The sequence below is a fragment of the Mycobacterium sp. NGS50 genome (assembly GCF_059812545.1).
Genome location: NZ_JCALCW010000017.1, coordinates 1 through 13,423 on the forward strand (window position 1 = coordinate 1; position 13,423 = coordinate 13,423).

Consider the following 13,423-nt stretch of genomic DNA (forward strand, 5'->3'; position numbering starts at 1 on the left):
CCCGCGCCGCCGAGGCCTGGCGCCGAATGTCGGGTTGACGCACGCTCCGCGGCCGGAAGCGTGACATAAGCCGACATTGGGCGCGGCTTAGCGGGCCGCTGAATCCAGCTTGGCCCGAAGTCGCCGGTTGACCGGTTCGGGCAGCAGGTCCGACACGTCGCCACCCATCGTCGCCACCTCTTTGGCCAACGACGACGACACGAACGAATACCGCGGCGTGGTCGCCACGAAGAACGTGTCCACCCCGGCGATGTGCTTGTTCATCTGCGCCATCTGCAGCTCGTATTCGAAGTCGGTGCCGGTGCGCAGGCCCTTGACGATCGCGGTCAAACCGCGCTCGCGCACGAAGTCGACGACCAGGCCGCGGCCGGACTCGACGCGCACGTTCGGCAGATGCACGGTGGACTCTTCGATCATCTCGATGCGTTCGTCGAGGCTGAACATGCCCTTCTTGCTCGGGTTGACCAGTACCGCGGCCACCACCTCATCGAACTGGGCGGCCGCGCGTTCCAGGATGTCGACGTGCCCCAGGGTCACCGGATCAAACGAGCCCGGGCATACCGCGCCACTCATGGGTCACGACGCTAGCAGCAGGCTCAGCCCGATGACGCCAACCCGCCGAGCCCGGCTGCGCCGCCCTTGCGGTTCCCGCTCAGCTGACTTCGGCCAGCTCGAGACGGGTGTCGCCGTACCGCCGCGCCGGCCACAGCTCCCAGCCCTCCGGCCAGCTCACCGCCGGGCTCGACGCCGCGCGCTCGATCATCACGACGCTGCCCGACACCACCCAGCCGTGTCGGACCAACAGCGCCGGGAGGGCGTCGACGTCGGCGGCGTCCACGTCGTAGGGCGGGTCGGCCAGCACCAGGTCCACCGGGGATCCGGCACCGGACGACAGCACCGACGCCACGCTGCCGCGCCGCAGCACCGCCCCGGGCAAGCCGACCACAGCAATATTGCTGGAGATGACGGCTGCCGCCCGTTGGTCGGATTCGACGAACAGCGCCGTGGCCGCACCCCGCGACAACGCCTCCAAACCGAGCGCCCCGGACCCGGCATACAGATCCAACACCCGCAGACCCGCCCAGTCGATGCGCGCCGAGAGCACGTTGAACAGTGCCTCACGCACTCGGTCGGTGGTGGGCCGGGTGCCGCGCGGGGGGACCGCGATACGCCGTCCCCCCGCAGCACCGCCGACGATGCGGGTCAGCTCACCACCACCAGCAGGTCCCCACCCTCGACCTGCGCGGTGGCCGAGACGGCGATGCGCTGCACGGTACCGGCAGCCGGCGCGGTGATCGCGGCCTCCATCTTCATCGCCTCGATGGTGGCGATCGTCTGCCCGGCTTCGACGGCGTCGCCGACGGAGACCCCGACGGTGACCACGCCGGCGAACGGGGCGGCGACGTGACCGGCATTGGTCCGATCGGCCTTTTCCGCGACCGGAACGGTGCTGGCGATGCTGCGGTCGCGCACCAGCACCGGACGCAGTTGCCCGTTGATGATGCACATCACCCGTCGCATGCCGCGCTCGTCGGGCTCCGAGATCGCTTCGAGCCCGATCAGCAGCTCCACGCCGCGCTCGAGCTGCACCCGGTGTTCTTCGCCTTCACGCAGCCCGTAGAAGAACTGGTTGGCCGATAGCTGTGAGGTGTCTCCGTACAGCTCGCGGTGGGACTCGAATTCCTTTGTCGGACCGGGGAACAACAGCCGATTCAACCGCGCCTGCCGCTTCGGCCCGGCCGCCGCCAGAACCTCCTCGTCGTCGGCGGACAACTCCTCGACCGGTCGCGCCGGGCCACGGCCGGCCAGCGCCCGGCTGCGCAGTGGCTCGGGCCAGCCGCCGGGCGGGTCGCCCAACTCGCCGCGCAGGAACCCGATCACCGAATCGGGGATGTCGAACCGGGCCGGGTCGGCGGCGAATTCGTCGGCGCTGACTCCGGCGCCCACCAGCGCCAGCGCCAGATCCCCGACCACTTTGCTCGACGGGGTGACCTTGACCAGCCGGCCCAGGATCCGGTCGGCGGCGGCGTAATTCTCTTCGATGCTCTCGAACTGGTCACCCAGCCCCAGCGCGATCGCCTGCTGGCGCAGATTGGACAACTGGCCGCCCGGGATTTCGTGTCGATACACCCGGCCGGTCGGGCCCGGCAGGCCGGATTCGAACGGCGCGTACACCTTCCGCATCGCTTCCCAATACGGCTCCAGATCGCACACTGCCTCCAGCGACAGCCCGGTGTCGTATTCGGTGTGCGCGGCGGCGGCCACGATCGAACTCAGTGCAGGCTGGCTGGTGGTGCCGGCCAGCGGCCCGGCCGCGCCGTCGACGGCGCTGGCCCCGGCTTTCCAGGCCGCGACGTAGGTGGCCAGCTGGCCGCCCGGTGTGTCGTGGGTGTGCACGTGCACCGGCAGATCGAATCGGCTGCGCAACGCGCCCACCAGCGCGGTGGCCGCCGGGGCCCGCAGCAGTCCGGCCATGTCCTTGATGGCCAGCACGTGCGCACCGGCGTCGACGATCTGTTCGGCCAACCGCAGGTAGTAGTCCAGGGTGTAGAGGTCCTCGGCCGGGTTGGTCAGATCGCCGGTGTAGCACATCGCGACTTCGGCCACCGCCGAACCGGTTTCGCGTACCGCTTCGATCGCCGGACGCATCGAGTCGACGTTGTTGAGCGCGTCGAAGATGCGGAAGATGTCAATCCCGGTGGCGGTGGCCTCCTCCACGAACGCCGACGTCACCAGTTCGGGGTAGGGCGTATAGCCCACGGTGTTGCGCCCGCGCAGCAGCATCTGCAGGCAGATGTTGGGCATCGCTTCGCGCAGCGCGGCCAGCCGCTCCCACGGGTCCTCTTTCAAGAACCGCAGCGCCACATCGTAGGTGGCCCCGCCCCAGCACTCCATCGACAGCAGCTGCGGGGTCATCCGGGCGATGTAGGGCGCGACCCGCACCAGCCCGCTGGTGCGCACCCGGGTCGCCAGCAACGATTGGTGCGCATCACGGAACGTCGTCTCGGTCACGCCCACACCGGGGCTGTCGCGCATCCAGCGGGCGAAGCCCTCCGGGCCCAGCTCGACCAGCCGCTGCTTGGATCCCGGCGGCGGCGCGGCATCCAGGTCGATGTCGGCCAGTTTGTCGTGCGGGTACACCGTCGACGGGCGCGAGCCGTGCGGCTTGTTGACGGTGACATCGGCCAGGTAGTTCAGGATCTTGGTGCCGCGGTCCGCCGAGGAGCGGGCGGTCAGCAGTTGCGGACGCTCGTCGATGAACGACGTGGTGACGTGGCCGGCCTGAAAATCCGGATCGTCGAGAACCGCCTGCAGAAACGGGATATTGGTGGATACCCCGCGAATCCGGAACTCCGCGATGGCGCGGCGGGCCCGGTTCACCGCGGTGCTGAAATCGCGGCCCCGGCAGGTCAGTTTGACCAGCATCGAGTCGAAGTGGGCGCTGATCTCCGCGCCGAGGTTGGTGCCACCATCCAACCGGATACCGGCTCCGCCGGGGCTGCGGTAGGCGGCGATCCGGCCGGTGTCGGGGCGAAAGCCGTTGGCCGGATCCTCGGTCGTGATCCGGCATTGCAGCGCCGCGCCGTGCGGGTTGATCGCCTCCTGAGACAGGCCGAGATCCGCCAACGACTCCCCCGCCGCGATCCGCAACTGGCTGGAGACCAGGTCGACGTCGGTGATCTCCTCGGTGACGGTGTGTTCCACCTGGATCCGCGGATTCATCTCGATGAAGACGTGATGACCCCGCTCGTCGAGCAGAAATTCCACCGTGCCCGCACAGCTGTATCCGATATGGCGCGCGAAGGCGACGGCGTCGGCGCAGATCTTCTCCCGCACAGCGGGATCCAGGTTCGGCGCGGGCGCCAGTTCGACGACCTTCTGGTGGCGGCGCTGCACGCTGCAGTCGCGCTCATAGAGGTGGATGACGTTGCCGTAGGTGTCGGCGAGGATCTGCACCTCGATATGACGTGGGTTGATCACCGCCTGCTCGAGGTAGACAGTGGGATCTCCGAACGCCGATTCAGCCTCCCGGCTGGCGGCCTCGATGGCCTCGGCCAGCGCATCGATCTCGGCCACCCGGCGCATTCCGCGTCCGCCGCCACCGGCGATGGCCTTGACGAACAGCGGGAAGGCCATCTCGGCAGCGGCGGCCATCAGTTCATCGACCGACGACGACGGCGCCGAGGACGACAGCACCGGCAGACCCGCCTGGCGGGCAGCCTCGATCGCGCGGGCCTTGTTGCCGGCCAGTTCGAGCACGTCGGCGCTGGGCCCGACGAAGGTGATGCCCGCGGCCGCGCAGGCGGCAGCCAGTTCGGGGTTCTCCGAGAGGAACCCGTAGCCCGGGTACACCGCGTCAGCGCCGCAGCGCTGGGCGGTTTCGACGATCTCGTCGACCGACAGGTAGGCCCGCACCGGGTGGCCTTCCTCGCCGATCTGATACGACTCGTCGGCTTTGAGCCGGTGCATCGAGTTGCGATCCTCGTACGGGTACACCGCGACGGTGCCCACACCCAGCTCACATGCGGCCCGAAATGCGCGGATGGCGATCTCGCCGCGGTTGGCGACCAAAACCTTCGAAATCACCTGCGCCCCTTACCTAGAAAAATGTCGACCAGTAGTTCTGAAACCGAATGAGAATCAACACGATCAACCCGACGAACCATAGCGCAGTTATTGTCCATCGCCACCGGTGCAAAATCTGCAAAATTCTGTGTCCCCGGATCGGCCGATCTGCGATCGATGTGAACACCACCAGCAGCGGGATGGTGATCGACCACACCGCCATGCAGTACGGGCACAGCGCCCCGATGCGGTAGAGGCTCTGAAAGATCAGCCAGTGCACGAAGCCCGCGCCGACCAGGGTGCCCAACGCCAGACCCGCCCAATACCACTGAGGCAGCTCCACTTTGGTCACAGCCAACACGCCGCTGACGATGACCACGGTGAACGCCACGATGCCGATCAGCGGGTTGGGGAATCCGAGTACCGATGCCTGCGCGGTGGCCATCACCGACCCGCAGGACAACACCGGGTTGAAGTTGCACGACGGCGTGTACGACGAGTCGGCCAGCAGCCGGATCTTCTCCACGGTCAACGTCATCGACGCGACCAGCCCGACCACCCCGGCGATCAGCACCCACCAGGCGCTCAGCGGGTGAACCGCGTTCTCCGAAGCGGAGCCGGTGGGGACCGGGGTGCTGGATTCGGGCGGTGCGACGGTCACGATGCCTGCGGGGCCACCACTGCGTCGAGACCTGGTACGTCGCCGACGATTTCCTTGATCTTGGCGACCAGCGCCTGCGGCGTCGACCACCGGTAGTCCGTGCCGTTGATGCGGACGGTCGGGGTGCCGCGGATGTGGGCCTCTTTGGCCATCCCGGCGACCATCTTGGTGTACTTGCCGCTCTCGATACAGCCCGGAACGTCACCGACCACACCGGCTTGGCGGGCCAACTCGGTCAACCGCTTGTTGTCCAGGTAGTTTCCGCCGACCTCTTGCGGCTGGATCTCCTTGGTGTACAGCGCGGTGTGGAACCGCCGGAACGCGTCGATCGACGCGTCGGCGACGCAATAGGACGCCGAGCCTGCCCGCGACGAATAGTGGTCGGTTGAGGCGCTGTCGAGCAGGCCCACCATGTGGTAGTCCGCGGCGACGGCGCCGATGTCGATGAGCTTGGACACCGTCGGCCCGAACATGCGCTCGAAGTTGCCGCAGGCCGGGCACAGGAAGTCCTCGTAGAACGTCACGACGGCCTTGGGGTCACCGGCCTCGTTTTTGACCAGCTTCTCCGAGGTCACCCGCACCGCCCGATCACCGGTGGGCGGCTTCTTGTGGATGATGTAGCCGACCAGGCTGACCGCGAAGATCACCACGACGAGCACCAGCAAGACCTGGATGATGATGTTGCGGCGGCGCCCGGCGGCGTTCAGGTCGAAGCGCTCGGGGCGTTTGGGTTTGTTGGCCACGGGTTCCTCACGTTCGGTTGACGGCTCTAGGGTACCGGCGACGCACGGGGCCCGGTCATGCCCGGCTCAGGTGCGCGCGCAGCGCCGAGATCTGCTGCGCCGTCGCGGTGGTGCTGGCACCACCGAGCGGGAAGAGGTTGGCGAAGCCGTGGCACAGCGATCCCATGCTGCGCAGGTCGACGGTGGTTCCGGCGGCACGCAGCGCGGCCGCGTACTGCTCGCCTTCGTCTCGCAGCGGATCGAACCCGGCGGTCGCGATCAACGCCGGCGCCAGCCCGGACAGGTCATCGGCCAGCAGCGGCGAGATCCGCGGATCACCGGCCTCCACATCGGAGCCGTCCAGGTACCAATGCTGGAACGAGTCGATGTCGTTCTTGGTCAGCAGGAAGCCGTCACCGAAAAGGGTGCGTGACCGGGTGTGCGCGGTGGAATCGGTGACCGGGTACAGCAACCACTGCAGCACCGGCGCCGGCCCGCGGTCGTCCCGCGCCAGCTGGGCCACCACGGCTGCCAGGTTGCCGCCGGCGCTGTCGCCGCCGACCGCGACCTGCCCGGTGATCCCACCCAATTCGGCGGTGTGTGCGTGCGCCCACCGGAATGCGGCGAAGGCGTCCTCCACCGCGGCCGGAGCCGGGTGCTCCGGGGCCAGCCGGTAGTCGATTGACAGCACCGGGATGCCGGCGTCGCGGCAGGTCAGCCGGCACAGTGCATCGTGGGTGTCCAGGTCACCGATGGCGAACCCGCCGCCGTGGTAGAAGACCAGCAGCGGAGCCGGCCGGTTGCCGGGCGGACGGTAGTGCCGTGCCGCGATCTCACCGGCGGGCCCGGGCAGCCTCAGCTCGGTCACCGCGACGTTCATCGGCCCCCCGCCCAGTGCCAGGCAGGTCTGCCGCATCCGGGCCCGCGAGGTGATCGGATCGGCGCTCATCAGGCCCTTGACGCCCATGGCACGCTGGCCGGCCAGCGTCACCTGCACCGTGCGGTCCAGCGTGTTGCCGTCGATGGTCACCGACCGTCCGCCGGCCATCAGCCACTTGGCCCCGGCCGGCAGCCACGGCATGACTTTGAGTCCCACACTGGTGGCGGCACCGAGCAGGCGTTCGGCCCGGCGCGCCCCGGGCGCACCATCGACGCCTGGCAGACTCTGTGTCATGGCTGCTCCCTTGGTCACGCTCAACGACGGTAATTCGATTCCTGCTGTCGGATTCGGCGTTTTCAAGATTCCGTCGGAGGACACCGAGCAAGCAGTGTCGACGGCACTGCAGGCCGGCTACCGCCACATCGACACCGCCGCACTGTACGGCAACGAACGCGCGACCGGCCGCGCGATCGCCGAGTCGGGCCTGGCTCGCGACCAGGTGTATGTGGTCACCAAACTGTGGAACGCCGATCAGGGCTACGACGCCACCATGGCCGCCTTCGACGCCAGCATGGACCGGCTCGCCTTGGAATACCTCGATCTGTACCTGGTGCACTGGCCATGTCCGCAGCTCAACACTTTTGTCGACACCTTCAAGGCCTTCGCCAGCCTGCGCGACCAGGGACGGGTCCGGTCCATCGGGGTGAGCAATTTCGAACCCGAGCACCTGACGGTTCTCATCGACGCAACCGGCATCGTGCCGGTGGTCAACCAGGTGGAACTGCATCCGCAATACCCACAGACGGCACTGCGGGAGGCGCATGCCCAGTGGGGCATCGCCACCGAAGCCTGGGCGCCGCTGGGACGCGGCAGCCTGCTGACCCATCCGACCGTCACCGCCGTCGCCGACGGGTGCGGCCGGACTCCGGCGCAGGTGCTGGTTCGCTGGCATATCCAACTCGGTAATATCGTGATCCCCAAGTCGGTGCACCCCGAGCGGATCGTGAGCAACTTCGACGTGTTTGATTTCGAACTCGGCGCAGCGGAGATGGCTTCGATATCCTCCCTCGACAACGGCACCCGACTGGGCCCCGATCCACGAACCTTCAACTTCACAGGCAGGTGAGATGACGTCCGTCCCCTCCATCGGACTCAACGACGACAACACCATGCCGGTGCTCGGTATCGGTGTCGGCGAACTGTCGGACGCCGACGCCGAACGCGCGGTGTCCACGGCGCTGCAGCTCGGCTGCCGGTTGATCGACACCGCCGCGGTCTACGGCAACGAGGCTGGTGTCGGGCGGGCGATCGCGTCCTCGGGCATTCCGCGCGCCGAACTGTTCGTCACCACCAAACTGGCCAACGCCGAGCAGGGGTTCACCGCTTCGCAGGACGCCTGCAAGGCCAGCCTGGAGCGGCTGGGCCTGGACTACGTCGACCTGTACCTGATCCACTGGCCGGCCCCGGCACTCGGCGAATACGTGAACAGCTACGGCGGCCTGATCCAGATGCGGGGCGACGGGCACGCCCGCTCGATCGGCGTCTGCAACTTCACCGAAGAACACCTGACCACGGTCATCGACCTCACCTTCGAGACGCCGGCGGTCAACCAGATCGAGTTGCATCCGCTGCTCAACCAGGCGGAGCTGCGTGGCGTCAACGCCGAGCACAACGTCGTCACCCAGGCCTACAGCCCGCTGGGGGTGGGCGCCCTGCTGGAGAATCCGACGGTCAGCTCGGTCGCCGGGGAGTACGGCCGCACCCCGGCGCAGGTGCTGCTGCGGTGGAACCTGCAGCTGGGTACCGCGGTGGTGTTCCGCTCCACCGACGCCGAGCGCATCGCCGCCAACCTGGATGTGTTCGACTTCGAATTGGCCGCCGAGCACATGGATGCGCTGAGCGGCTTGGACGACGGCACCCGGTTCCGGGAGGACCCGGAAACCTACAGCGGGGTCTAGTCCCCCGCCGAGCAGACGTAAAAGTGCCCCAAAACGCTGGTTTTGGGGCACTTTTACGTCTGCTCACGCAACTCTCCTACCCGGCCGGGCAGGTGGCCGCCGCCTTACGCAGGGCATCGGCCGAGGGCGCGTCCACCGCCAACTCATATCCGCGCAAAACCGCAATGAACTGCATCGCGTACTGGCAGTGGAACGCCGCGTTGGGCGGCATCCACAGCGCCGGCTGCGCGTCGCCCTTGTCCTGGTTGGCCTGTCCCTGCACGGCCAGCAGGTTGGCCGGATCGTTGGCGAACCGCAGCCGCTTGGGAAACGGCCACGCGCTGGCCCCCATGTCCCAGGCCAGCGCGAGCGGCACGATGTGGTCGATCTGCACCGACTCTCCGGTTTTCGGGCCGCGCCGGAAATCGACCGTGGCATTGGTGTACGGATCGTGCAGGGTGCCGGTGGCGACCGCATTGGGGCAACGCTTGGTCCGCACGTAGGTGGCGTCCACCAGGTCACGGTTGAGGATGTCGTCACGGGTGTCGCACCCGTTGTGCCCACCCGGGGCGTCGTTCTCGTCGTCCCAGGCGTCTCCGAACGCGCTGCGCTGGTAGTTGCGGTTGTGTTTTCGAACCGCGACGACGGTGATGCCGGCCAGCACGTCGGAGCCGGCCTGCACCGTGGGGACGCCTGCGCTGGCGCGAAACGCGTCGGCGTGATCACCGGCGGTTTGCACGGCCTGATAGGCGACCAGCACCGCCACCACGGCCAGCGCCAACAGCCAGCACAGTGTTTTGGGTTTCATGACTTGTCCAGGTATTCGATCGCTTCCGAGTCGGTGAAGGGTGCGGCGACCAGGGCCAGCCCGGGATCGTGCGGGTTCTGCTGGTAGGCCCGGGTGCAGAACTCCCGCGCCGCCTCGATGATGTCCGCGTGGTCGGCCAGCGACAACAGGCGCAGCGTGAGGGCGCGGCCGGACTGGCTGCGGCCCAACACATCACCTTCGCGGCGCTCCTTGAGGTCCAGATCGGCCAGCTCGAACCCGTCCAGGGTGCCGGCGACGGCCTGCAGCCGGCGCCCGGATTTGGACCCTTCGGAGACCCAGGTGACCAGCAGGCACAGGCTGGGGTGGCTACCGCGCCCGATCCGGCCGCGCAACTGGTGCAGCTGGCTGATACCGAAGCGGTCGGCGTCCATCACCAACATGACCGTGGCGTTGGGAACGTCGACGCCGACCTCGATGACGGTGGTGCACACCAGCACATCGACCGTGCCCGCCCGAAACGCTGCCATCGCCGCATCCTTCTGCTCGGCGGTCAGGCGACCGTGCATCAGGCCGAGCCGCAAGCCGGACAGCTCATTTCGGCCCAGCCGAGCGAACAGGTCCTCGGCGGTCGCGGACGGCCTGCCCTCTCCTTCGGACGCTTCGGTGTCGTCGATGCGGGGTGCCACCACGTAGGCCTGCCGTCCGGCGGCGACCTCTTCACGGATGCGGTGCCACGCCCGCGTCAGCCAGGTCGGCTTGTCGGCAGCGAAAACGGTGTTGGTGGTGATCGGTTGACGCCCGCGCGGCAGTTCCCGCAGCGTCGAGGTTTCCAGATCGCCGTAGACGGTCAATGCCACGGTGCGCGGAATCGGCGTCGCCGTCATCACCAGAAGGTGCGGCGTAATGCCTTCAGGAGCCTTGGCGCGCAACTGGTCTCGCTGCTCGACACCGAACCGGTGCTGCTCGTCGACCACCACCATGCCCAGCCGCTCGAACTCCACCGCGTCCTGCAGCAGCGCGTGGGTACCGACCACAATCCCGGCCGCGCCGCTGGTGATCTCGGCGCGGACCTGTTTCTTCTGTGCCGCTGTCATCGATCCGGTGAGCAGCACCACCGAGGTGGCGTCGTCGGCGCCGCCGAGCCGGCCGCCCTGCGCCAGGGGCCCCAGCACGTCACTGATTGACCGAAGATGCTGGGCGGCAAGCACTTCGGTCGGCGCCAGCAATGCGCACTGATACCCGGCGTCGACCATCTGCAGCATCGCCACCACCGACACGATGGTCTTTCCGGATCCGACTTCACCTTGCAGCAGACGGTTCATCGGGCGGGCAGCGCCCAGCTCGGCGGACAACACTTCGAGCACGTCACGTTGACCCGCAGTCAACTCGAACGGCAACTGCTGCAACAACGTGTGCGCGAGCCCGCCAGGGCGGTGCGGGGCCACCGGCCCGGATTGCGCCTGCTCGCCATGCCGGCGACCCACCAGCGCCCACTGCAGACCGACGGCTTCGTCGAACGTGAGCCGCTCGCGGGCACGTTGACGCAACGCGCCGCTTTCGGCGAGATGGATGGCACGCAGCGCCTCGTCTTCGGAGATCAAGTCATGCTCGGTGAGCAGTGCTTCCGGCAGCGGGTCGTCGATCGGGTCGAGCACCTCGAGCACCTGACGCACGCAGGCGAAGATGTCCCAGCTCTGCAGTTTGGTGCTGGCCGCATAGATCGGGTAACACGACCGCTCGAACTCCGACTGCAGCACTTCCCCACTGACGGCCTCCGACGCCTTGGCTATGTTGCGCAGCGAGTCACTTCCGAAGTTCCGCTTCGTGCCCGGCTCGTCCATTATGAGGAAGTCGGGGTGCGTCAGTTGCATCGTCTGCTTGAAAAATCCGACCTGTCCGGACAGCATCACCCGCACGTTTTTCTTGAGCTTGTATTGCAGTTTCTCGGCGTTGAAGAAGGTCGCAGTCACCTTATTTCGGCCGGTGCCGATGGTGATCACCAGGTACTTCCCCTTGCGTTTGGTCATATCCTTCATCACGGCCTGGGTGATCGTGTCCACCAGCGTGATGTGCTCACCGGCCTCGGGCCGCGCGTCGTCGACGCCGCGGACCGCCGCGCCTTCGACATAACTGCGTGGATAGTGCCGCAAGAGCGCACCGACGGTGTGGATCCCGAAGACCTCATCGAGCTTGCCGGCGGCATCACCACCGACGATGTAGTCCAGCCGGTCCGCCAGCCCCACCACGGCTATTCGACCCCGATCAGCAAGGCGTCACCGCGGTGTCCCGTGCGATAGGTCGCCAGCTCGATACCCGGATGGCGGTCGTGCACATGGGTTTCCAGCACCGCGCCTACCGATGCCGGGATCTCCGCACCGATCAGCACGGTCACCAGGTCACCACCGGCGGCCAACAGCAGGTCGATCAGCCCGATGGCCGCCCCCCCGACATCCTCGGCCACGATCAGCACCTCGTCGCCGGCGATGCCCAGGCCGTCACCCGGCAGGCAGGTGCCGGCGAAGGTCAACGCCTCCTCGGTCGCGATGCGCACCGACCCGTGCCGTGCGGCGCCGGCCGCCCGGGCCATCGTGTACCCGTCGTCGACGACCGGCCGGCCCGGCTCATGCACGGCCAGCGCCGCCAGACCCTGCACCATCGACCCGGTCGGTACCGGCACCACGTCGACGCCCCAGCCGATACCGGCGGTGCACCCGGCCACCAACTCCTCGGCGGCGACATACCCGTTCGGCAAAACCATCACCTGGGCGGCGCCGGTCTCCACCACCGCCCGCAACAACTGCTGGGCGCTGACCACCGTCGTCGGGTCCGGCGCATCCGGATCCGGACGCAATACGCACGCCCCTTCGCCACCGAACAGCTCGACGGCACCGTCGCCGTCGACGACGGCCAGCACCGCCCGCTCCCGGGCCCAACTGCCCGGTGCCGGCCCGGTGCCCGCCAGTAGCGCCGAAATCTGGATGCGGCTCGGTTGCCCGGCCGCCAGTCCGGCCTCGATGGCCGCGCCGGCGTCGTCGGTGTGCACATGGACCGAATACCCGCCGGTTGCACTCGAGGCAGCGATAGCCACCGACTCCCCGATCTGGCCGAGCCGGTCCCGCAGCGCATCCGCCGCGGCGTCGTCGCACCCGTGCAGCAGGTACATCACCTCGAACTGCGGACCGCGCGCCTCGGTAGCGGCCTCGGGCTGGGGCGCGCGCGGCGCGGGTTCGTAGACTCCGCGCGGCGGCGCCGAGCCGGTGACCGTCGAGTTGAGCGCGTCCAACAGCACCAACAGGCCCCGTCCGCCGGAGTCCACCACACCGGCGTTGGCCAGCACATCGAGCTGTTCGGGGGTCTTATCCAGCGCGATGACGGCCGCCTCGCCCGCGGCGCTGAGCGCGGCGGGCAGATCCCCGCCGCCGCCGGCGCAGCGTTCGACCGCCCCGGCGGCGGCCTGCAGCACCGAAACGATGGTTCCGGGAACCTCCTGGCCTCCCAGGGACGCGACGACCAGGTCGACGCCGTGGTTCAGCGCCGCTCCGAGCACCGCGGCGTCGATGTGACGCAGCTCACCACCGCGGGCGGCGGCGGCGTCGGCGGTGACGTCGGCGATACCCCGCAGAATCTGGGACAGGATCACCCCGGAGTTGCCGCGAGCACCGTGAATGGCACCGATGGACAGCCCTGCCGCGACGCGAACCACGTCACCGGTGCCGGCTTCGGTGTTGGCCTCGGCCAGCGCCGAACGCATGGTGAACAGCATGTTGGTGCCGGTATCGGCGTCAGCGACCGGGAACACATTGAGCCGGTTGATCTCGTCGGTGTGGCGGATCAGGTCACCGACCGCGGTGTGGGCCCAGTCGCGCAGGGCAGCCGCATCCAACTGCC

At 68.1% G+C, this 13,423-nt stretch carries 11 protein-coding genes; 2 read left to right on the forward strand and 9 right to left on the reverse strand.

What is annotated here, in order from left to right:
* Window positions 1-87 precede the first annotated feature (87 nt).
* The 6 genes from coaD to AC5Y36_RS13595 form a co-directional block, all read right to left on the reverse strand.
* Window positions 88-573 (reverse strand): pantetheine-phosphate adenylyltransferase, encoded by a 486-nt coding sequence (gene coaD, locus AC5Y36_RS13570; RefSeq protein ID WP_500041441.1) that lies wholly within the window; start codon window positions 571-573, stop codon window positions 88-90.
* Window positions 574-652: 79 nt separating this feature from the next.
* A complete protein-coding gene (gene rsmD / locus AC5Y36_RS13575; protein WP_500041540.1) occupies window positions 653-1,207 on the reverse strand; it encodes a 16S rRNA (guanine(966)-N(2))-methyltransferase RsmD in 555 nt (184 codons plus the stop codon).
* Window positions 1,204-4,587 carry a pyruvate carboxylase gene (locus AC5Y36_RS13580; protein WP_500041442.1) on the reverse strand — a complete coding sequence of 1,128 codons (3,384 nt, stop codon included), beginning with the start codon at window positions 4,585-4,587 and terminating at the stop codon, window positions 1,204-1,206. The genes rsmD and AC5Y36_RS13580 overlap by 4 nt, the downstream gene beginning before the upstream one ends.
* A 13-nt stretch (window positions 4,588-4,600) precedes the next feature.
* Complete coding sequence (locus tag AC5Y36_RS13585; protein ID WP_500041443.1) at window positions 4,601-5,227, reverse strand: vitamin K epoxide reductase family protein; 627 nt, start codon at window positions 5,225-5,227, stop codon at window positions 4,601-4,603.
* Entirely contained in the window at window positions 5,224-5,970 is a 747-nt protein-coding gene (locus AC5Y36_RS13590) for a DsbA family protein (protein ID WP_500041444.1), read from the reverse strand. The genes AC5Y36_RS13585 and AC5Y36_RS13590 overlap by 4 nt, the downstream gene beginning before the upstream one ends.
* Window positions 5,971-6,025: 55 nt before the next feature.
* The gene (locus AC5Y36_RS13595) at window positions 6,026-7,123 is read right to left on the reverse strand and encodes an alpha/beta hydrolase (protein WP_500041445.1); all 1,098 of its coding nucleotides are present in this window, start codon (window positions 7,121-7,123) and stop codon (window positions 6,026-6,028) included.
* Here AC5Y36_RS13595 and AC5Y36_RS13600 point away from each other — a divergent pair.
* Window positions 7,122-7,955 carry an aldo/keto reductase gene (locus AC5Y36_RS13600; protein ID WP_500041446.1) on the forward strand — a complete coding sequence of 278 codons (834 nt, stop codon included), beginning with the start codon at window positions 7,122-7,124 and terminating at the stop codon, window positions 7,953-7,955. The two genes, AC5Y36_RS13595 and AC5Y36_RS13600, sit on opposite strands and share 2 nt — an antisense overlap.
* 1 nt (window position 7,956) lies before the next feature.
* Complete coding sequence (locus tag AC5Y36_RS13605; RefSeq protein ID WP_500041447.1) at window positions 7,957-8,787, forward strand: aldo/keto reductase; 831 nt, start codon at window positions 7,957-7,959, stop codon at window positions 8,785-8,787.
* Between the two features lie 76 nt (window positions 8,788-8,863).
* Here AC5Y36_RS13605 and AC5Y36_RS13610 read toward each other — a convergent pair whose 3' ends face one another.
* From AC5Y36_RS13610 to AC5Y36_RS13620, 3 genes are read right to left on the reverse strand one after another with little or no spacing between them, the layout of a single operon-like run.
* Complete coding sequence (locus tag AC5Y36_RS13610; protein WP_500041448.1) at window positions 8,864-9,574, reverse strand: HNH endonuclease family protein; 711 nt, start codon at window positions 9,572-9,574, stop codon at window positions 8,864-8,866.
* Entirely contained in the window at window positions 9,571-11,781 is a 2,211-nt protein-coding gene (gene recG / locus AC5Y36_RS13615) for an ATP-dependent DNA helicase RecG (RefSeq protein ID WP_500041449.1), read from the reverse strand. The genes AC5Y36_RS13610 and recG overlap by 4 nt, the downstream gene beginning before the upstream one ends.
* A gap of 2 nt (window positions 11,782-11,783) precedes the next feature.
* Window positions 11,784-13,418: a DAK2 domain-containing protein gene (locus AC5Y36_RS13620; RefSeq protein WP_500041541.1), complete on the reverse strand. Its 1,635-nt coding sequence runs from the start codon at window positions 13,416-13,418 to the stop codon at window positions 11,784-11,786.
* Window positions 13,419-13,423 lie beyond the last annotated feature (5 nt).

What these genes read in the sequence shown, in the direction of transcription:
- AC5Y36_RS13595 (WP_500041445.1), bottom strand. Translation starts at nt 7,123, where the DNA reads ATGACACAGAGTCTGCCAGGCGTCGATGGTGCGCCCGGGGCGCGCCGG.
- AC5Y36_RS13605 (WP_500041447.1), top strand. Translation starts at nt 7,957, where the DNA reads ATGACGTCCGTCCCCTCCATCGGACTCAACGACGACAACACCATGCCG.
- AC5Y36_RS13600 (WP_500041446.1), top strand. Translation starts at nt 7,122, where the DNA reads ATGGCTGCTCCCTTGGTCACGCTCAACGACGGTAATTCGATTCCTGCT.
- coaD (WP_500041441.1), bottom strand. Translation starts at nt 573, where the DNA reads ATGAGTGGCGCGGTATGCCCGGGCTCGTTTGATCCGGTGACCCTGGGG.
- AC5Y36_RS13610 (WP_500041448.1), bottom strand. Translation starts at nt 9,574, where the DNA reads ATGAAACCCAAAACACTGTGCTGGCTGTTGGCGCTGGCCGTGGTGGCG.